Raw genomic sequence first — 19,966 nt, 5'->3', positions numbered from 1 at the left:
GCCCGTCCAAAAAGGACGGGCGGGACGCCCATCCCACAATAATAATTAAAATTGTAAGTTATTTAATTCGCGATCCTAATCAGAGTGATCGAATGTTTGGTACTGCCGAGAAAATGCAAATTATCCCATTTCCTGGACCTGATTTTTCCGAATTTTGACAAGCGAATTTCCAAGGTGGTACCCGCCACGTGATTTATCCATGGAATCAATCCCTTTTCGAAAATCGAAAATCCTCAAGAAAGAGCATTTATCCGTGGGGTTAATCTAAAATCTAAAATCTAAAATCTAAAATCGATTGACTCAAGGGATTCCAGAGTTTGTTCTTCCACCAGCTTTGAGAGTCGTTAAGCTTAAACTGGTTCCCGTGAGTTTTTGGTCGTCCTCTATTACTTGACGGGTGGAGGAGCTGACCACAAGCAACGATGAGAACGAATACCCATGACTTTTATCTGCTTCCATGGCTTTGGAAAGCTTCTACCAGAGTGGCACACCCCTACTCACTATCAAATAAGGCCAGAGGTCAATGCTGGAGATACTGCTCATTGTTGAGCGCCTTTACCGGGTTTTCCCAACTGGTAAGACCTTCGTGTCTTAACAAAAGTGCGCCACGGACGATCGCCCGTGCGGTATCGGTGCGATCGTACTATAGCGGTTCTCGGAAAGATGAGGTATTCACCAATTCATTAACAATTCCCCAATCCCCCAATCTAAAATCTAAAATCTAAAATCTAAAATCTAAACTTGTACCTCATCTATCGGAGAAAGGCTATATATCCTTGACCGATACCTACAGGTATGCCGTGAGGCGAGGCGGTAGGTTGACGTTCATTACGCTCTTTGAGGGTACGTGCATCAGGCCTCAACCACGCTGTATGGTCGTCAGGCCAATACTGGGCGTTGCACTTGTGACATCTATATATATGTATATTTTTGCATAAATTTTTCCAGCGTCTGGTCTACAATCTTGCAGCGCCTCATAGACGCTCTTACACTCACGCCGAAATAACGGCTCAGCGGGCCTCATCTGGTAAACATGAGACGTGGCGAGTCCTCATCAGGGCCCAAACCGGTTCAAAGGTAGCAGATACGGCTTGGGTCAGCCATCGATCGGCTTGTTGACTCCATTTCTGTCATTGTTCAAACTTCATAGCAGGCAGATTTGAGAATTTTTGGTGAACTCTCAATTTTCTGCCCTGATGCTGTGTGCCCTTAACGATCGCAGGCAGTTTTTTTTTGAGCTATTATCCTGCTATGTCAAGGGTAAAGACCGACATCCAAGAATTGGCAATCAACATAGCCCTCTTAGCTGATTTTTCCGCAAGCCAAGCGCAGCCGTGCGATCGCACCGTGAACATCTAAACTCCAATTCCGGGGTAACAGATAATAAAGGCCAGCAAAACCTATCCCTACCTATTGGTTTGACTTTCGCCGTCGTTTTTTCCTGAAACATTACGGTTAGGCGTACAGCGGTACAACTGATTTAGTATAGATGGCTAGTTTTAGTCTCTCTAAATGGCTATTTTTCCTGAATCTGGAACCCAGAATCCGCGCACCGCATAGGCTCCAAGATTTTGTCCCTAGTTATAGCCCACATTGGGCACCCTCAACTGTCACCCTCGGTTTTTACTTGTTTTTATCAAGCAATAAAGCTCTCAATTAGACTTTTCTACCGTACATTAACGGATAAAAAACCTTTCACAGGCATAATTCCTCACTTGCAAAATAGAGCTTTATGAGTAATTCAGCAGTGTGACACCCCACGGAATGAGGGTTATAGCATCTTTTTGCAAGAAGCAAAATTCAGGACTAAAGCCCGGGTGACAGTAGCCCCATTTTTAGATGTACGCGAGAAAATACTTAGTTAGAGACCATCAATCAGGCATTTTGGCTAAGTCCAATGAGCGTCTTTACAATCTTCATCAAATCTTCATCAAACCTAATTGCGTTAACCTCTCTGTCGGTCGATCTTGAGGATGTGAAGGAAAAAAACCCGATTCCCAATCTTCATCAAAGCTTCATCAAACCTACTTGCTTTAACATTTGTTCCGGTTTATATTAAAGATGTGAAGGAAAAGAACCAGATACCACTCAACCTAAAAATTAAGGTGCATACCATGAAATTCCCATTAAATTTAGTCAAATCTCTTTTAGCTGTTGCCAGTGTCGCTGCTGTTAGTGCAGTATCGGCAGCACCAGCCTCCGCCTTCAACTTTAGTAATATCGCTAGTGGGGATACGGTGGGAGATGCCTATGCAAATAACTTTGGATTTACTTTAGAGGATCAGGGTGGATTAGCTGTTTTTAACATATTTAACTTTGGAAATTCCTCCGCTAATAGTATGTTTATCGCTGGAGTTTTTTTTGATGATAATGGGTCTCTGTCTTCTTCCTCTACTCCCTGGGCTAACGTTAATAACGTTGGTGAAGTAGCCTTTACGGGTGGTGCTAGTAACGCTCAGTTCCCTCAAGGTGGTAATAACTTCAGCACAGACTATGCCTTCTTCAGTAACAATGGTGCTGGTAATGCCTTTGGTATCCAGGCTGGCGAAAAATTGGGATTGGCCTTTGCGGCTAATTATAATAACGTACTTACCGCTTTGAATGACGGTAGCTTAAAAATAGGTTTGCACGTTCAAGCCTTACCAAATGGTGCAAGCGATTCTTACATCAGCAGCAACAGTGGCAACACAGAAAATACTCCTGAACCTTTAACAATGCTTGCTGCGGGAGCTGCTGTTGGGTTTGGTACTATGTTCAAAAAGCAACGGGCTCAGGCTCAAAAAGCTGAATAAGCTATCCTTTGAACTGGTTTTCGCTCCCGGTCCGCGCGGCCCTACTGATTATTTTATGAGAGATATAAAAACCTGGTTTCAGCCTGAAACCAGGTTTTTTAGTCTGTTATTTAAAGCAGCAGTAGAAGAGGGCAGTATCTTCATCCAATCTTCATCAAACCTCATGGCGTTAACTTTTGTTTCGGTTTATATTGAAGATGAGAAGGAAAAAAACCCGAGTCCACTCTACCTAAAAATCAAGGTGCCTACAATGAAATCCCCATTAACTTTAGTCAAATCGCTGTTAGCTGTTGTCGGTGTCGCTGCTGTTAGTGCAGTATCGGCAGCACCGGCCTGGGCCTTCAACTTTAGTAATATCGCTGGTGGGGATACTCCGGGAGATGCCTACGTAAATAGCTTTACATATAGCGTAGTTAACCAGGGTAGCTCAGTTCGTTTTGACATCTTCAACTCGGGAAATGCCGCAGCTCCTAATATGTTTATCAGTAAAGTTTTTTTTGATGATAGTGGCTATCTGTCTGCTCCCTCGCTTTACGGTACGAACATTGGTCAGGTAAGCTTTAGTGGTGGTCCTAGTAACGCTCAGCTCCCTCAAGGGGGTAATGAGTTCACCACAGACTATGCCTTCTCACGTAACCCTGGTGGTGGTAATGGAGGGGGTCTCCAAGGTGGCGAAAGTTTTCCAGTGAGCTTTGTTGGTAATTATAATAACGTAATTGCCGCTTTGAATAGCGGTGAATTAAAAATAGGTTTGCACGTTCAAGGCTTACCAAATGGTGCAAGCGATTCTTACATCAGCAGCAGTGGCAACACTGAAAATACTCCTGAACCTTTAACAATGCTTGCTGCGGGAGCTGCTGTTGGGTTTGGTACTATGTTCAAAAAGCAACGGGCTCAGGCTCAAAAAGCTGAATAAGCTATCCTTTGAACTGGTTTTCGCTCCCGGTCCGCGCGGCCCTACTGATTATTTTATGAGAGGTCTAACACCTGGTTTCAGCCTGAAACCAGGTTTTTTAGTCTGTTATTTAAAGCAGCAGTATAGCGGTTCTCGGAAAGATGAGGTATTCACCAATTAATTAACAATTACCCAATCCCCCAATCTAAAATCTAAAATCTAAAATCTAAAATCTAAAATCTACACTTGTACTTCATCTATCTGAGAAAGGCTATAGAAGAGGGCAGTATCTTCATCAAATCTTCATCAAACCTCATTGCGTTAACTTTTGTTTCGGTTTATATTGAAGATGTGAAGGAAAAGAACCCGATTCCACTCTACCTAAAAATTAAGGTGCCTAGGATGAAATCCCCATTAACTTTAGTCAAATCGCTGTTAGCTGTTGTCGGTGTCGCTGCTGTTAGTGCAGTATCGGCAGCACCGGCCTGGGCCTTCAGCTTTGGTAATATCGCTGGTGGGGATACGCCGGGAGATGCCTATGTAAATAGCTTTACATTTGACGTAGTTGACCAGGGTTTATCACTTGTTTTTTTTAACATCAAAAACTCGGGAGATGCCGCAGCTCCTAGTATGTTTATCAGTCAAGTTTTTTTTGATGATAATGGCTATCTGTCTGGTCCCTCGGCTAACGTTAGTAACATTGGTCAGGTAGCCTTTAATGGTGGTGCTAGTAACGCTCAGCTCCCTCAAGGTGGTAATAACTTCACCACAGACTATGCCTTCTCACGTCTCCCTGGTGCTGGTAATGCCTTTGGTATCCAAGCTAACGAAACTTTGGTATTGGGCTTTAAGGCTAATTATAATAACGTAATTGCCGCTTTGAATAGCGGTGAATTAAAAATAGGTTTGCACGTTCAAGGCTTACCAAATGGTGCAAGCGATTCTTACATCAGCAGCAGTGGCAACACTGAAAATACTCCTGAACCTTTAACAATGCTTGCTGCGGGAGCTGCTGTTGGGTTTGGTACTATGTTCAAAAAGCAACGGGCTCAGGCTCAAAAAGCTGAATAAGCTATCCTTTGAACTGGTTTTCGCTCCCGGTCCGCGCGGCCCTACTGATTATTTTATGAGAGATATAAAAACCTGGTTTCAGCCTGAAACCAGGTTTTTTAGTCTGTTATTTAAAGCAGCAGTAGAAGAGGGCAGTATCTTCATCAAATCTTCATCAAACCTCATTGCGTTAACTTTTGTTTCGGTTTATCTTGAAGATGTGAAGGAAAAGAACCCAATTCCACTCTACCTAAAAATTAAGGTGCCTAGGATGAAATCCCCATTAACTTTAGTCAAATCGCTGTTAGCTGTTGTCGGTGTCGCTGCTGTTAGTGCAGTATCGGCAGCACCGGCCTGGGCCTTCAGCTTTGGTAATATCGCTGGTGGGGATACGCCGGGAGATGCCTATGTAAATAGCTTTACATTTGACGTAGTTGACCTGGGTGGCTCCGTTCTTTTTAACATCAAAAACTCTGGAGATGTGGCCGCTCCTAGTATGTTTATCAGTAAAGTTTTTTTTGATGATAAGAACTCTTTTTTTGATGATGATACCTATCTGTCTGCTCCCTTGGTTAACATTGGTAACGTTGGTCAGGTAGACTTTAGTGGTGGTCTGAGTAACGATCAGCTCCCTCAAGGTGGTAATGGCTTCACCACAAACTATGCCTTCTCAAGTAACAATGGTGTTGGTAATGCATTTGGTATCCAAGCTGGCGAAAGTTTGGGATTGAGCTTTACGGGTGATTATAATCTCGTAATTTCCGCTTTGAATAGCGGTGCCTTAAAATTAGGTTTGCACGTTCAAGCCTTACCAAATGGTCAAAGCGATTCTTACATCAGCAGCAGCAGTGGCAACACAGAAAATACTCCTGAACCTTTAACAATGCTTGCTGCGGGAGCTGCTGTTGGGTTTGGTACTATGTTCAAAAAGCAACGGGCTCAGGCTCAAAAAGCTCCATAGGCTATCATTTGAACTGGTTTTCGCTCCCGGCCCGCGCGGCCCTACTGATTATTTTATGAGAGATATAAAAACCTGGTTTCAGCCTGAAACCAGGTTTTTTGGTCTGTTATTTAAAGCACTAGAAGAGGGCAGTTAGGACTCTCAGATTGCTAAAACCTTTAATCTACAAGGATCGTACTCCTGACTCCTGTTTTCCCCCGTGCACGGGGGGTAGTCATATCAATTCCGGTTGCACCGGAATGATGTTGACTGTTGACTGTTGACTGTGAATCGAACAACTGAAAATTGCGCCGAGATAGGTGGCGACTTGTAAAAATCATTCATGGATTGCCCTCTAATTTATCATTCCGATGCAACCGGAAACGATATCAGTAGGGTGCGTCGTCCCCTCAGGGTGACGCACAATTTTTGGCGGGAACTTACCTCACTAATCAGGTGCGGAGTGTCCCAATTAACGGGGTAAGAGGCGGACTCGCCAAGTAAGGATGCTCCCCCACCCTACAAATTTATTTGCTGGTTCGATCAAAAAACCAGGTTTCCTATGGTTAGGACTAAGACAAAAAAAACCCGGTTTCTCCGAAAAATCCTGGATGATTCCTTGAGATATTGACGCAGAAACCTGGGTGAAGGTCCTGCGTGCGTCTAGGACTGATGGCTTTATTTCAAGGACTGGACACTCTCAGGTCTAAAGACAGGCTCGATTCTTTAAAAGGAGATAATCACCGTCAATCGTTGCTCGAACTGTAACTCGAGCGACCGTATTTACTCGAACCTCAGTGTCACGCGATGGGCGCTGCCAATTGCGTCTACTCTCAAGAAATGCAAGCAGCATTGAGGCTACTAGTTTTTAATTTTGTTGATTCACTCACTTGTTAGTCTTTGCTTGCAGGGGCTGAGTAAGTGGCTGCTAGACACCAAACTAATCATTTCGAGTAGTTGTCTTTTAACTAGGTGTCCTAATGCTGAGCTATGCGTTGCATCTGAGTCTCACCCATCCATCAACATCGAGAGTGTCTACTACCATCCGATCAAAGATTTACGGGGATGAAAATCCCCCCTGCGATGCAGGCTCGCGTAGCCGAAGTCTCGTTTCCCTAGGAAGGTTTTAAGCTACTGAGTTGCCCACATCCCGTACTATTTTTATGATATCATCTAACAAGAGTCCGGACTATTTTTACTTTGTAGTCTGAAACCCTGGATTTTCCGTTTGTAGCTCGATTGCCGAATTGCTTTGAAACCCTTTTTGTAGGGTTGGCGATCAAAAACGGTCTGAAGTATCGATCTAATCAATCAACTAATAACTAATATCAAAATGTTCAACAGAAAACTTTTTGGGCTAATCCTTGTCGCCACAGCTTTAGTAACCCTGAATATGACACTCCTGTGGAAACTGGGGGATATTGCTCATTTTTGGATGAGTATAGTTTTTTGGTTAGCTGTGGGTTCCCTACTTTGGGACAAGCAGGATATTCTCAAACAGAGTGAGGGAAAAAGTGACGTATTATCGATAGTCGCTGGGACAATATTAATAGCTTTTATTTTATTTAAAAGTGCTATGCTTTCCAGTAAATTCGATCCTTTTTTAAGAATTGCACCTTTTTTATCAGGTTTAGGTTTGCTCTTGATTGCGGTAGGTTTTCAGGATTTAAAACAATATTGGCGTGAATTGGTAATACTATTTTTTCATGGCATCCCCAGTGTACTTACGTCACCTTTAGAGGGTATTATTACGTCGTTTACTGCTAAGTTTGCTTATTATTCTTTGTGGTATGTGGGTTTTAATGTAACACGTGAGGGTAATTATGTTGCTTTACCGACAGGAAGGGTGTTTGTAGATGGGGGATGTTCGGGTATCGAGGCAATGAATTACTTATTAGGTTTATCTGTTGTTTGTTTGTTGATGTTTCCTACTAAACAAAATAAAGCTTTGGTAATAGGGGTCGCTGTGGCTTTTGGTTTTATTATTAATGGTTTTAGAGTGGCGGCAATGGCCTTGTTAGTTGCATCTAATCGCCTAGATTTGTTTAAATATTGGCATGAGGGTGAAGGTTCTTTAGTGGTGGGGATGATTGCGGTGATTTTGTTTGGGATATTTTATCAATATATGTTGAAACGAGATCGCAAAATTAGTCAAGCTTCGGGCAATTAATTAGTTTAAAGTTGAGGTAATATATCGGTTCTTCGATTTCCACTCCAATAGTCAGGAGTCTCACTCACTCAAATGTGCGGGGGTTGAAATCCGCCAATGTCACTACCTGCCGTTTAACTGGGCTTATGTCTATCAGAGAAAGGATGTCAGGAATTATAGAAAACTTGTTATGGCGACAAATGAAAGTCAAATAAATCACATTTACGCTTCAGAGGATGCTCAGGGTATTTTACAGCTTGCGATCGACTTTTACGGGTATAAAGTGCGAATTCATGTATTGTGCGATCGCGCGATCGGAAAATGCTTCTCCTTCCATCACCCTAAACCAGTGGCAGCTAAAGTAGCCAATTGACAGCCAAATCGGTTTATTTTCGCGCCGGGCCGTTTCTAAGGCTTCGTCGCACCCAGGCCACCGGTCGATCGGATTTTCGGCGTGTTTCCGCAGGTAAAGGCTTTGGGAGTGAGCAAGACGGTTGACCACAATCAAATATACTTTAACTCGTGCTGGGTAAGCTTGTCAGTTCTCTAGCAGTTTAGCGCGAGTTGTTTTAGTTGAGTTGTTGCCGATAATCATGTTTTAATATGATGGCTGATTATCTCGCTCTAACATGAGTTTATCATCTCGGAGAACCTTCAATCACCAGCTAGGACAATTTTTGCTGAGCGCGGCTGTTCCTCCTGCTGTTCTCAAACTGTGCCAAACTGAATCCTCGAACCCAGCTTTATTAGAAACTAATTTTAACAATTTTCTGGCGAAAGCAGACCCAGAAATAGAATTATTAGTACCGACATTTTTAGGTAACGACCAGCGCCGCTTCTACGGCAGAGGTGTTCCGAAAAGCTTGAAGTTAATCGACAAATTTCAACTAGGAAGCGGCCGGACTTTTCTGGGAAGGAGGTCTGTAGTTTGGAGCGGCGCCGGTTGGACTGGACAGCCGACAATTACCAGAGACAGGGGAAGAACTTATTTAATTATAGGTGCTTATGACCACAATTTGCGCAAAATAGATATTGCTACCAATAAAGAAGTTTGGCGCTATAAGTTTGATGATATAATCAAAGGATCCTCAACTATTTATATCGATGAAAAAGCGAGCGCCGAAAACAGAATTGTGATTTTGCAGGGAAGCCGGAGTGGCGGTGGTGGCAACAATGTCGTGCCGAGTTTTAGGGCAATATCTTTTAGAACTGGCAAAGAACTTTGGAAATTAGACATCAGGAGAACGCCCAGTTACAGCCGCGATAACGACAGCAGCGCTTTGTACCTCGGCGGTGGCGTTTTGTTCAATGCGGGAGAAAATGCGATCGGCTATTTTCTTGATAGTTCGACAAGCAAGGCTAAGCTAAAACAAGGAATTAAGCAGCCAAATATATTGTCGGAAGTACAGCTTTATGCAGCAGGAGATATCAGCAAGCACGGCGGGAACTTGGTAGCGGAATCATCGCCATCGAGGCTCAAAGATAGAATATTTATAGCTGCTGGTTCCGGTCATATTTACGGTATTAGCATTGAAACTAAAAAGATAGTCTGGGATTTCTATACTGGTTCAGATTTGGACGGAAGTGCTGTAATTTCTAAATCTGGAAAACTGTTTTGTGCTATCGAAAAACAATACATTCAGGGCAACGGCGGCGTGCTGAAGCTGAATCCAAATAAGGAACCAAATGCCAGTGTCGAATGGTTTTTGCCGACGGGAAATCGCCGATTTTCTAGCTGGGAAGGGGGGATAATTGGCTCGGTGGCTTTGAATGATGAGTACAATTCAGGGGAGTTTCCGGCGCTGTTTGCCACAAATGCGATCGACGGCAATTTGTACATCGGTTCCCAAGATATGACTACAGGTAAAAAAAATGCTGTACCTTGGCGAAAGCAGTCTTACGATACTCCTGTAATAGTGTTTAAAAAAGAGATTGGTTCTTCAATTTCCACTCCGATTTTTACCGATGGTAATAAACTGATCAGTGCGGGATACAACGGTGTTTATTTGTTCACTTTGAACTGGGAACGAGCGAAGTCTGGGGATAAGAATGCTTTGAGGAATGCTAAAGGCGAGTTTTACAATTTAAAAGTAATAGAATCGGGGAGATTTAAACCGGGTTTGTCATTTGAGGCGACGCCTGTAGTTTGGGACGGAATTGTGAGGATTTGCGCGAGGGATGGCTGGATGTATACTTTGGGGTGAAATTGATTTTTGCACCTGCTGTATCAGGAACAGGCATTTTGCCTGTTCCACAAGAGAATTGACTTATTGTGGAACAGGCAAGATGCCTGTTCTTAAAAAGGTGTTGAAATCCGCCAATGTCACTACCTACCGTTTAACTGCGCTTATATCTATCATAGAAAGGATGTCAGGAATTATAGGAAACTTGTTATGGCGACAAATGAAAGTCAAATAAATCAAATTTACGCCTCAGAGGATGCTCAAGGTATTTTACAGCTTGCGATCGCGCGGCGACAGGATGAAGGGGAATTATCCAGAGTCCAGCTTTTCGAGATTGCGGCGGAATTGGGCATTTCCGAAGCGGATATTCTGGCGGCGGAACAGCAATGGTTAGCAACTAGAGGAGAATTTCAAGAAAAGCTGGTTTTTAACACTTACCGTCGTCGCAAGTTGCAGAAAAATGTGACAAAGTACGGCATTATCAATACTTTTTTAGTTTTGTTTAATCTAGCAGGCTCGCACGAGCTTTCTTGGTCGCTTTTCATTTTACTAACGTGGGGATTGGGATTGTCGCTGAATGCTTGGAATGTTTATCAAACTGAAGGGGAAGATTACGAACAAGCGTTTCAGCGGTGGCGTTTGAAGAAACAGGTGGGACAGTCGATCGGTACTGCTGCGGATAAGTTTATGAAGTGGTTACAGTCTTGATGTGCAGTCATTTTTATGGTGCGCTGTGCGCACTTTACGACTTACATCTCATCTTCCCTCGCGAGAATATTCAGTTTTCACATATTGTCTTACCACTGGCGATAAATTGAACAGCGCTTGATTATCCTGTTCTTGTTTTTCAATCAATGCTCGATTTCCCAAAGATAGCAGCGCATTGCATAAATCGTCCGGTGATAATTGCACATTTTCGAGAATTTGAGAAAGAGAAACCGGCTGGATTTCATTGGCGATGTAGCACATTACCTGTCTTTCTAATTCTGATAAGCGATCGCACTGCTGCTGCAATCTTGCTTTCAATTCCTCTCCCAAGAATAGCGTATCATATTTTAAGAATTCGGCCACTCGACCGCCAAATAATTCTATAATCATGGCTGCAACTATTTTCAACCACAAGGGATTGCCTCGGTAAGTGTTAATCAGGGTTTCCCATTTCTCCGGTTCGAGTAAACCTTTTTCTCTGAGGATTTCGCCCGCTGCTGTACCTAAACCGTGGAGTGGTAAGGTGCGAACGCGGGGGTTTTCTCTGTTTAATGCGACAATTTCTCTAGGCGGTTCCCAACTATTTACGATTAAGCAACTGTCGTGGCAAGTTTCGCCGATACGTTTGAATAGGGTGCTGTAATTTTCATATTCGGGTCGATAATGGCCTGCTATTTGTCCGCTGCTGAGAATTGTTTGTACGTCGTCTAGGATGATGAGGCAGCGGTGCGATCGCAATTTGTCGATTAACAGCGATAGCAGTTCATCTGTGGTGGCTGGCAATTCGGTTTCTGGTGGATTAGATAAAAATTTAATTAGGCTTTTTAGGGTAGTGTGGAGGGTTGGGGCTGTGCCGAGACTTCGCCAAATTATATATTCAAATTGATGCTGGATTTGTGGGAGGAGGTGGAGTGCGAGATTGGTTTTGCCAATTCCGCTGAGTCCTAATATTGCGACTAGGCGGGTGCGATCGTGTACGATCCACTGTTGTAGGGTGGCGAGTTCGGATGTGCGATCGTAAAATGAGGTGATATCTGGTGCGTCTCTTAAGTCTTGGCGTATTTCGGGTTGGGTGTTTTCTGCGGTGGAGGGCGGTCTTTTGGAACTTCTGGAGATTGCAAAGTGTCTCCACAGACATTGACATTACCAATTTGTACAGAGTTTTTCTCCACAGTTGATGAAACGATAGAGATTTGCAACCTTTTGAAGGTGGAACGAAAATTTGATTTATTAACTGCTTCACCTAATACATCTGAGAGTATCTTCCATAATTCCGAGGCAACATCCCTAGCATGACCCTCACTACAATGAGCTTCCTCTGCAATTTTCGGGTATTTTTGACCTTGCCAAGCACCGAGCGAGTAGTATAGCCTCTTGCACGTTGTCGAGATGTTTTCCAGTCTTGGCGAAAACTAGGTTGTCAGCAAATTTTAAGATTTCTTCAACGTCCATTGTCAGGTAGGTGCGGGGTTTTCCCGATTATATCCGACAAAATCTGACATTTTCCGCATGACCAGTCAAATCCAGACATTTTCCGACCATTATCGGTTGTGAAACTCCCGACATTTTCCGACTGGACAAACTTGAATTTAGGCAGGAATATATTTATAAATTAAATAATGCAAACCTACTAAAAAAATAGTGGGAAATGACCAAATTCAATAATCCAAACTTAATCAATCATAAGTTCAACGAAGGATTTACTTTAATTGAACTGCTTGTGGTTCTTCTAATTGTTGGTATTCTTTCCGCAATTGCAGTGCCTATATATTTGCAGCAAATTCAAAAGGCCAAACTGGTAGAACAAAAAGTGTACACTGCAAGTTGCCTCCGAGTGCAGCCAGCTAATTATGAAGGTTCCGAAACTATTGCTGGAGAAGAAAATGCCCAAGTTGAAGAAGGTATTTTCAGCAAAACGAATAAATACACAGTCAATGCGAGTTTGTACAAATCTCAAAATCCAGAGGAGTTCATTCAAGCAGTGGTCTGCTGTGTAGCATCTTCCCAAAAGGAAGGATTACCTTCCTATGCACAAGCATTGGTTTATACCAATACAAGTGAAGTCATTTCAACAACTTGCGATCGAGTTGCATCTATCAAACCATGATTTAAAAAAAATTCTTGACTGCTGCAATAATAGCAGCGAGCTTGTCTCTTGAAGCTCTACCAGTTAATGCAGGAGTCCTTGGGGGGATTAATTTGCAAAGAGCCTGCAATAAGCAAGTGCAATTCAACCTTGTAGACCCTGTATTGGTTGGAAGCAACCCAAACGCTTACTCATGGCGTTATCGTGGCTACGCCCTGGCATTGTTTAAAATTTGGCCTTGGTGGGATTTTTCAGTTGATATGACACGCGCTTGCAGAGAGCAATACGGTAGCACGGCATTTGCTGAAACAACTGATTGGCGCAACCCCTATTCATGGCGTTGTCGTAATTGAGATTGTATTCCTCATGTCCCATTCCTTTTAGCAAACGATAGAGAGTAAATATTTAGCCCTCTTTATGCTCACATCTAAGAGCGATCGCCCTTTTCTTTCCCAAAGCGCGATCGCACTTTAAACCCCCGACTTCTTTGAGAAATCGGGGATATGCGTGTTATAAATTACTGCGGCGAATCGACCTTAGCAGCATCTTCAACCACAGGATGAATTAATACCGATCGCAAACCTTTCCGAATTTCCGAATTCAAATACCTGCGCTGCAAAGCCTGCCATTTTTGCCAAGCTGCGTAGCGATTTTTTGCCAAAATATCAGCCAATTTGGGCAAGTCTTTTTTCAGATCGCGCTCGACAAAATCTGTCAGAAACTCCCCTAAAACTTCACTGTCTTGAATATCGCCCAAACATTCCTGAACAGCTTTGACATCTTCGACATAAACTTCGTAACTCTCGCCGTAAAAATCCCCAAACAGATTCATCAAATACCGAACCCGCTTCGCTTGCTTCCGCAAATCGTGCAGAATAGTTCCTTCCGCTGCTAGCTTCTCTTCGACAGCCTCAGCATTCAAGTCATCAGCAACTTTAACTTTGCCATCCTCATATTCTGTGCCCAGCAGCCAAGCCGGATGCAGGAAAAACTCACTGACTTGAGGTAAGAGTAAATCCGGCAAAACCTCAGCAATTGGCAAATGTTCGATCGCCCGATACTGCGGTTGTTCCAGCCAATCCTCGATCGACTGCTTCAGCGATTCGTAGGTTTTGTGTTCTAAAATCGCCCTCACCCCTTTCAAAGCCCGGTGGCGCTGTTTGAGCAAATTCAACAAAGCCTTATCCAAAACTTCCTGTTCGTGGGCGGGCAAATTCGGGTAATAGCGGTTTTGGAGACTTTCGAGCATCACATCCAAATCCCTGAGCGTTCCCAGAATCCGCCCCACCTTACCAATTTTGCCTTCTGAAGCCTGTTTTGGCCAATCTAAAACCGGAGCAAAACCCGTTACAGCCGATCGCAAACGTCTCAATCCCACCCGCATTTGGTGAAGTTCTTCTGCATCTTTGTCTTTGAGAACTTCAGCCTCGTGCGCTACACTTTTGCGGAAATATTTCTCAATCGCCCCAGATGCGGCGTCTCCGAGAGTTTTAACTTGAGTTTTAACTTTTGCTGATGTTTTTATATTCATGGCTGGTGTAGACTCCACTTTGCTGATCGACTTTAATCTCGATTTCAAAGCTTTGCTAATAAGGGGTTATATACTAGCACATACTTTAATTTATGAACCGCAGCAATAATAATTCGTAATTAATTTTCGAGGACGCCCTGATTTCAAAAACCCCGTTTCTTCGGTGATTTCTCTTGACTCGTCGCAAATTTTTCGTAGAAAGCGGCAATAAGCGCACCCATGCGTAAGCCTTGTTAATGTAAGGTGCTGGACAATTTATCCAAAGTCAGCATTTAGCACTCTAAAATCTTCAATTCTTTAATCTAAAATCTAAAATCTAAAATAGAATTACCCTAAATAAGCGCCCCCATGCGTAAGCCTTGTTAATGTAAGGTGCTGGACAATTTATCCAAAGTCAGCATTTAGCACTCTCAAATCTCAAATCTTCAATCTTCAATTCTAAAATCTAAAATCTAAAATCTAAAATAGAATTACCCTCCCTCGCCCCATCGCTAATAAAAATCCGATTGCTGGCGCTCTTTCCCAAACAGGTTAAGATCGCTGCTTTCTCGACATTTATTCGCCAAAGAGAGAGAGAGGGTGCGTGAGGGAGGACAAGTTTTAAATTAAATCAAGCCCGCCCAGCTTGTCCGACTTCAAAGAAGCAGTTTAGCCTTTCCAGTCTTTCTCAGCTTGCTGGAGCACGTAGGTTGCTACATCGTCGATTTGTTGGGGCTTCAACTTGGCGCCGAAAGCAGGCATAGCATTTTTGCCCTTAGTTACCTGAGTGGTAATAGCTTCGAGAGAATTCATGCCGTACTTGTCAAGAGCCGCCTTTTTCAAGGTTTTCTGGGCCATAACCACGTTGCCGCCACCGATGTGACAAGCAGCACAGTTCGCGCTAAAGACTTTAGCTCCTTTAACAGCATCACCTGCCAAAGCAGGGCGACCAAAGCCGACGGTAAAAATTGCGAACGCTAATAGGGCGATCGATAAGAGTCTTTTCAACGCAGTTCTCCTCTAATGGACACGCAAAGGGTGATTCTTTAGATATTTTACCTGTTAAAACAGGCGCGATCGCGATCGTCGCATCGCTTTCTCCCGAGTAATTTACCACTTTTTTGCAGCGGTAGTTCAACTCTCAAAATTCTCTACGCCCCAGCCCGGAGCTTTCTGAGCGGCCCGGATCACAAAAGCCGCCAATTTTTCGATTTCTGCTTGGGGCATCCAGCTTTCGGGCACTTGGCGGCACCAAAAAGTCTCCTCAGTACCGTCATAAGTCATCGGTTCTCTCAGATACGCCACCAAACTATTGATGTTGTTGCGGGGAGGGGTTGCTCCCTTGAGGTCAGCCAAAGACAGAGATATCGTCGGATCCGGCAAATTAGCTCCTCCGACGTGACAATTCAGGCAATTTTGCTCGAACAACACCTTGCCGGCAGACAAATCCTGAGCCGAAAACAACCGAGTATGTCCCTCTGAGTCCAACTCCAAAGCCACAGGTTCGCTGGCTTGTAAATACCTATTCACGTAAGAATCGGCAGCAGCCAAAACAGGTTGAGGAGCCAACAGCACGAGCGGCAAAATAATTAACATCCCCAACAGAAAGCAGACAAAAACACCACGATGCAGCATAAGGGCCCAGAACCATCAATAATTCACTAACATTTGCTCACCAAATCGAATTTTCTTGTTTCACTCTGGCTTTCGTCGCCCTCAACCAGTCCACAAGCTGATTTCGGCGGGTTCGACTGGCGAAAATCTATGAGCAGGGGGTAAATTTTAGATTTCAGATTTTAGATAGAAAAACAGCCAGCCAGCAATCCTTGCCAAACCCCAGCCCTCTCCCCATCCCAAATCCAAAATCTAAAATTTAAAATCGATTAGCGAGCGCCTTTGCCACCAGCCCACTGCTTGGAGACAATTTTCGGCTGCAACAGAATGTGACCGGCAATGGCGTACAAATCGTCATCCGAGAGATTTCTCATCTCCGCGAAAATATCCGCGCTCTTCATACTCGGATGCAGTTCCGAAATTTCCTCAAACCCGTCATAAGTCGTGGGATTTTTCATAAAGTCCACCAGCGACTCAATATTATTCCGGGGCGGGTTGGCCAAAGCCAGAGTTTCCGGACTCAAGTTCACGTTGGGGTCAGTTTTCGTCATGCCTGCAGCGTGACATTGAGCGCAAGCCGAATTGAACAAGCGTTTGCCTTGCTCAACTTGTTTGAGGCTCAGCACTACCGGAGTACCCTTGTCATTCAAAGGCAGAGTGCGAAGTTCAGGACTCAGTTCGATAGCCATCGCACTGCTGACAAATAACTGAAATGTCAAGAATACAGCGGTCAGAGCAATGAAATATCTTTTAAGCATGGTTCTCCTTAAAAAAATCCGGCAAATTATTGAACGCTAAGAGAGTATAGCTGGCAAACAGATTTCTGTTCAAAATTCGCTCTTTCTGCAACAACTGGCGAAAGTTGGTGCAGCCATACCTTTAAAGGTAGAGGAATTTTGCGATCTAATCTGCAAGAAGTTTTGAGTCGCGCCTTTTTTCGAGAGTGGTCATAATTGCCTTAACATCCTCCAAAGCCAAACGGGTTTGAGGGTGCTTGTAGGCAATTTCCAACTCGTCACACAAGCGGATCACCTCTTCAACAGGGACGTTGAAGTCCTCTGCTATTTCTGCGATGGACAGGTCTGCAAAACCCATAATTTTTAGGTCGCTGACAGGTCAAAATTGAGTTGACGGCTATTAACTCAAAGCCGGACAATTTCAGAAAGCGCTGTTAGCTTGTTCTGTTAGTTTGTTCTGAGATTTTGTTCGATCGCCAGCTAACTAACCGCTAACTGCCACTAGGCATTTTTGCCCAGCCTAACTTCAGGGCCAATCAACTTCCGATCAATATCATCCCACTGCTGGGTCGTTATTACCAATAGGACTTGCGTGCTCTGGGATCAAAACCCGGTGTCTGCGTGAATGTCTGGCTACCAAACTCAATATTTTTCCTCGAAACCTGGTTTTGAGCCATTCTGAGGAAATTTTTCGTCTCTCCCCCGGACTCACCAACAGACAATCCTCCGGCGCTACTGCTTAGGGAGAAAGCTTGAAAGCGTGAGTCTGCTCTGGCACAGCGTGGCCGTCGCTGCCATCGAGGGCGGCGAATTCCGAGCCTACCAAGAACGGCTGGGGCTGGTGGAGGCTGATGAGCTGACCGAGAGTTTTCTTTAATTGAGTCCGGGGTACGATCAAGTCTACAAAACCGTGGGCGAAGGAGTATTCGGATGTTTGATAATTTTCCGGCAGCTTTTCCCGCAGAGTTTGCTCGATTACCCGGCCGCCTGTAAAGGCCACTGTAGCTTTTGGCTCTGCAATTATAATGTCTCCCAGCATGGCAAAACTGGCGGTGACGCCGCCGGTGGTCGGGTGGGTCAAAATTGGGATGTAAAGCAGTCTCGCTTCCCGGTGGCGTTCCAGAGCCCCGGAAATTTTAGCCATTTGCATCAAGCTGAGCATTCCTTCTTGCATTCTCGCACCGCCAGAAGCGCAGACAATGATGACGGACAAGCGTTCCCGCGTGGCGTGTTCGATGAGGCGAGTCAGCTTTTCTCCGACTACCGAGCCCATGCTGCCGCCGATGAACTGAAATTCCATGACTCCGAGGGCGACGGGCAAATTTTCGAGTTGGCCGATGCCTGTTTGTACGGCGTCTAGGTGGCCTGTTTTTTCTTGAAATTCTCGCAGCCGATCGCTATATTTTTTTCGATCGCGAAATTTTAGGGGATCTGTGGCGTGCAGTCCTTCGTTAAGGGGCATCCAGGTATTGGGATCGATCAATTGCTCGATGCGATCGTCACTGTAAACTCTGATATGATGCCCGCATTCCAAGCAAACCATTTGATTTGCTCGCAGGTCTTTGGTATAACTGAGGGCACCGCAAGCTTCGCATTTATTCCAAAGTCCGTCCGCAATTTCTCGTTCCGGCCGTTCTTGGGAGTTCGGTACTGATTTTCGTCGATTTGCAAACCAATCAAATAGAGACATTAAAACTTGGTAATTAGTAAGTGGTAATTGGTAATTGGGAATTGGTAATTGGTAATTGGTAATTAGTAATTGTTAGTTGTCAGTTGCTAGTTGTCAATTGCTAGTTGTTTAGTGACTAATGACTAATGACTAATGACTAATGACTAATCACCAGATTCTGGCTCATCTTCAACTGGACTGATGAGGAGCGATGCTGTTGGCTGGTGTTCTGGAAGAACTTGCAGGGCTGTAGCACTTCCAGCCCCCAAATAAGATGCTATGCCCAAGTCTACAATCCGGGCCGGGATTTGATGAGCAGCCAGGAGCTGCTGCATTAATTCCGCTTCCCACCGAAAGCTAGTGGTTTTAAGTGTAATCCAAGACACGGGACAATTTTACCAATTTTTGAACCGATATTATTAAGTTCGATCGCTAGACTACGGGCAGATCAGAAACTAAAATTCGGGAAAAACAACTGCAAGTAAGTAGATAAGATCGCTTCCCCCCACAGAGCAGTAATTGCTGTACCGAGAGCCAGAAACGGGCCGAAAGGCATGGGTTTACGCCTTTCGAGCAACCCGAGGGCGATCGCCAATCCACCAGCCAAAGCCCCGGCTAGACAGGCGATAAATCCCGCTATCAGCAAGTATTTCCACCCCAGCCAAGCTCCCATCAAGGCAGCCAATTTGCTATCTGCGTCGCCCATAGCAGTTCGCCGGAGGGCTAGAGAACCTGCTAAAGCAATGATGTCAAACAGCCACAACCCGACAACTGCTCCCACGATCCCGTCGAGTACGAGATAGTGTACCGAGTCGCTCGGACTAAATGTCGGCCACCAACCTTTGGCCATTTGGAAAACCAATCCGGCCACCAAACCCGATCGAGTTAAAGAATTAGGCAAAGTCATTGTATCCCAATCAATCAAAGACAAAGCCAACAGCCAGCTAAACAAAGCCCAAAAACCCAGAGTTTGCACACCCGCCCCAAACCGCCAGAAGATGAGCAAAAACAGCAAACCCGTAGCTGCTTCCACCAGCGGATAGCGGGCAGAAATGGGACGGAGGCAGTGATTGCAGCGTCCCCGCAGCCACAGCCAACCGAAAACGGGTATATTTTCGTATGGTTGGAGTTGATTTAAACATTTGGGACAGCGAGAAGGAGGCCACATCACCGACAAATTCGCAGGCAACCGATAGACTACCACATTTAGAAAGCTGCCAATAGCCGAGCCGAAAACAAAGACGATCGCGGTAACAAGGGAATTAAAGATAATTTCCATTAAGTTGTCTGTTGACTGTTGATGGTCGTTATTTATTAGTTGTTAGATTGTGTCCGGTCAATTACTCCTAAGGTTTGTAGTGAAGATTGTAGTCCTGTGTCTTTTAGAGAGATGATATATAAGCTGTGCTGTGCGGGGTGAGCCCACTCCTAAAAAACGCTTTTTACAACATCGGGCTTCTCCCAAGGAGTGATATTCAAAGCGAGCGGGCCCATCGCACTGAGAGCTCCTTCGGTAGTTACCGGATTTGATATCAATTCCCAATCCCCAATTCCCAATTCCCAATTTCCCATTCTCAATTCCCAATTTTCCATTCTCAATTCCCCATTTCCCATTTTCAATTCCCAATTCCCT

At 44.4% G+C, this 19,966-nt stretch carries 19 protein-coding genes and 1 pseudogene; 9 read left to right on the top strand and 11 right to left on the bottom strand.

From position 1 onward, the window contains the following. Nucleotides 1–2,114: 2,114 nt before the first annotated feature. The 5 genes from QUB56_RS29525 to crtA all read left to right on the top strand — a co-directional run bounded on the left by QUB56_RS29525 (nucleotide 2,115) and on the right by crtA (nucleotide 7,847). Complete coding sequence (locus QUB56_RS29525) at nucleotides 2,115–2,792, top strand: PEP-CTERM sorting domain-containing protein (protein WP_332959878.1); 678 nt, start codon at nucleotides 2,115–2,117, stop codon at nucleotides 2,790–2,792. Then, nucleotides 2,737–3,708 (top strand): PEP-CTERM sorting domain-containing protein, encoded by a 972-nt coding sequence (locus QUB56_RS29520; protein WP_332959877.1) that lies wholly within the window; start codon nucleotides 2,737–2,739, stop codon nucleotides 3,706–3,708. The genes QUB56_RS29525 and QUB56_RS29520 overlap by 56 nt, the downstream gene beginning before the upstream one ends. Before the next feature lie 225 nt (nucleotides 3,709–3,933). Continuing rightward, a complete protein-coding gene (locus QUB56_RS29515; protein WP_332959876.1) occupies nucleotides 3,934–4,758 on the top strand; it encodes a PEP-CTERM sorting domain-containing protein in 825 nt (274 codons plus the stop codon). Then, nucleotides 4,703–5,698, top strand: coding sequence for a PEP-CTERM sorting domain-containing protein (locus QUB56_RS29510; protein WP_332959875.1), 996 nt, complete (start codon nucleotides 4,703–4,705; stop codon nucleotides 5,696–5,698). The genes QUB56_RS29515 and QUB56_RS29510 overlap by 56 nt, the downstream gene beginning before the upstream one ends. Before the next feature lie 1,312 nt (nucleotides 5,699–7,010). Continuing rightward, nucleotides 7,011–7,847 carry a cyanoexosortase A gene (gene crtA / locus QUB56_RS29505; protein ID WP_332959874.1) on the top strand — a complete coding sequence of 279 codons (837 nt, stop codon included), beginning with the start codon at nucleotides 7,011–7,013 and terminating at the stop codon, nucleotides 7,845–7,847. Nucleotides 7,848–8,082: 235 nt separating this feature from the next. Here the strand turns inward: crtA and QUB56_RS29500 are convergent. Then, a pseudogene (locus QUB56_RS29500) lies at nucleotides 8,083–8,328 on the bottom strand (DUF255 domain-containing protein); the annotation flags it as partial. A gap of 127 nt (nucleotides 8,329–8,455) precedes the next feature. Between QUB56_RS29500 and QUB56_RS29495 the strand changes: the two are divergent. Continuing rightward, nucleotides 8,456–10,030 (top strand): outer membrane protein assembly factor BamB family protein, encoded by a 1,575-nt coding sequence (locus tag QUB56_RS29495; RefSeq protein WP_332959872.1) that lies wholly within the window; start codon nucleotides 8,456–8,458, stop codon nucleotides 10,028–10,030. Between the two features lie 189 nt (nucleotides 10,031–10,219). Continuing rightward, nucleotides 10,220–10,717: a 2TM domain-containing protein gene (locus tag QUB56_RS29490; RefSeq protein ID WP_332959871.1), complete on the top strand. Its 498-nt coding sequence runs from the start codon at nucleotides 10,220–10,222 to the stop codon at nucleotides 10,715–10,717. A 48-nt stretch (nucleotides 10,718–10,765) separates the two neighbouring features. Here QUB56_RS29490 and QUB56_RS29485 read toward each other — a convergent pair whose 3' ends face one another. Beyond that, nucleotides 10,766–11,749 (bottom strand): NB-ARC domain-containing protein, encoded by a 984-nt coding sequence (locus tag QUB56_RS29485; RefSeq protein WP_332959880.1) that lies wholly within the window; start codon nucleotides 11,747–11,749, stop codon nucleotides 10,766–10,768. Nucleotides 11,750–12,365: 616 nt separating this feature from the next. Between QUB56_RS29485 and QUB56_RS29480 the strand changes: the two genes are divergently transcribed. Both QUB56_RS29480 and QUB56_RS29475 read left to right on the top strand, forming a co-directional pair. Then, on the top strand, nucleotides 12,366–12,824 hold the full coding sequence (locus tag QUB56_RS29480; RefSeq protein WP_332959869.1) for a prepilin-type N-terminal cleavage/methylation domain-containing protein: 459 nt from the start codon (nucleotides 12,366–12,368) through the stop codon (nucleotides 12,822–12,824). A 14-nt stretch (nucleotides 12,825–12,838) separates the two neighbouring features. Further along, nucleotides 12,839–13,156 (top strand): hypothetical protein, encoded by a 318-nt coding sequence (locus QUB56_RS29475; protein ID WP_332959868.1) that lies wholly within the window; start codon nucleotides 12,839–12,841, stop codon nucleotides 13,154–13,156. A 164-nt stretch (nucleotides 13,157–13,320) separates the two neighbouring features. Here the strand turns inward: QUB56_RS29475 and QUB56_RS29470 are convergent, their stop codons facing one another. The 9 genes from QUB56_RS29470 to QUB56_RS29430 all read right to left on the bottom strand — a co-directional run bounded on the left by QUB56_RS29470 (nucleotide 13,321) and on the right by QUB56_RS29430 (nucleotide 19,926). Further along, the gene (locus tag QUB56_RS29470; RefSeq protein ID WP_332959867.1) at nucleotides 13,321–14,334 is read right to left on the bottom strand and encodes a CHAD domain-containing protein; all 1,014 of its coding nucleotides are present in this window, start codon (nucleotides 14,332–14,334) and stop codon (nucleotides 13,321–13,323) included. A gap of 648 nt (nucleotides 14,335–14,982) precedes the next feature. Continuing rightward, entirely contained in the window at nucleotides 14,983–15,321 is a 339-nt protein-coding gene (gene petJ / locus QUB56_RS29465) for a cytochrome c6 PetJ (protein ID WP_332959866.1), read from the bottom strand. Nucleotides 15,322–15,447: 126 nt separating this feature from the next. Beyond that, nucleotides 15,448–15,948, bottom strand: coding sequence for a photosystem II cytochrome PsbV2 (gene psbV2 / locus QUB56_RS29460; RefSeq protein ID WP_332959865.1), 501 nt, complete (start codon nucleotides 15,946–15,948; stop codon nucleotides 15,448–15,450). A gap of 248 nt (nucleotides 15,949–16,196) precedes the next feature. Beyond that, on the bottom strand, nucleotides 16,197–16,685 hold the full coding sequence (gene psbV / locus QUB56_RS29455) for a photosystem II cytochrome c-550 (protein WP_190663569.1): 489 nt from the start codon (nucleotides 16,683–16,685) through the stop codon (nucleotides 16,197–16,199). A gap of 145 nt (nucleotides 16,686–16,830) precedes the next feature. Then, entirely contained in the window at nucleotides 16,831–17,022 is a 192-nt protein-coding gene (locus QUB56_RS29450; protein ID WP_332959864.1) for a translation initiation factor IF-2, read from the bottom strand. Between the two features lie 381 nt (nucleotides 17,023–17,403). Further along, nucleotides 17,404–18,354: an acetyl-CoA carboxylase, carboxyltransferase subunit beta gene (gene accD / locus QUB56_RS29445; protein ID WP_332959863.1), complete on the bottom strand. Its 951-nt coding sequence runs from the start codon at nucleotides 18,352–18,354 to the stop codon at nucleotides 17,404–17,406. 143 nt (nucleotides 18,355–18,497) lie between these two features. Then, nucleotides 18,498–18,719 (bottom strand): hypothetical protein, encoded by a 222-nt coding sequence (locus tag QUB56_RS29440; protein ID WP_332959862.1) that lies wholly within the window; start codon nucleotides 18,717–18,719, stop codon nucleotides 18,498–18,500. Between the two features lie 62 nt (nucleotides 18,720–18,781). Continuing rightward, nucleotides 18,782–19,612 carry a prepilin peptidase gene (locus tag QUB56_RS29435; RefSeq protein WP_332959861.1) on the bottom strand — a complete coding sequence of 277 codons (831 nt, stop codon included), beginning with the start codon at nucleotides 19,610–19,612 and terminating at the stop codon, nucleotides 18,782–18,784. 149 nt (nucleotides 19,613–19,761) lie between these two features. Next, nucleotides 19,762–19,926: a hypothetical protein gene (locus QUB56_RS29430; protein ID WP_332959860.1), complete on the bottom strand. Its 165-nt coding sequence runs from the start codon at nucleotides 19,924–19,926 to the stop codon at nucleotides 19,762–19,764. Nucleotides 19,927–19,966: the final 40 nt, after the last annotated feature.

It is taken from the genome of Microcoleus sp. AR_TQ3_B6, from assembly GCF_036702785.1.
Taxonomy (GTDB): Bacteria; Cyanobacteriota; Cyanobacteriia; order Cyanobacteriales; family Microcoleaceae; genus Microcoleus.
Note: the sequence above shows the minus strand (reverse complement) of the source record. Positions and strands in the feature narration are given on the sequence as shown.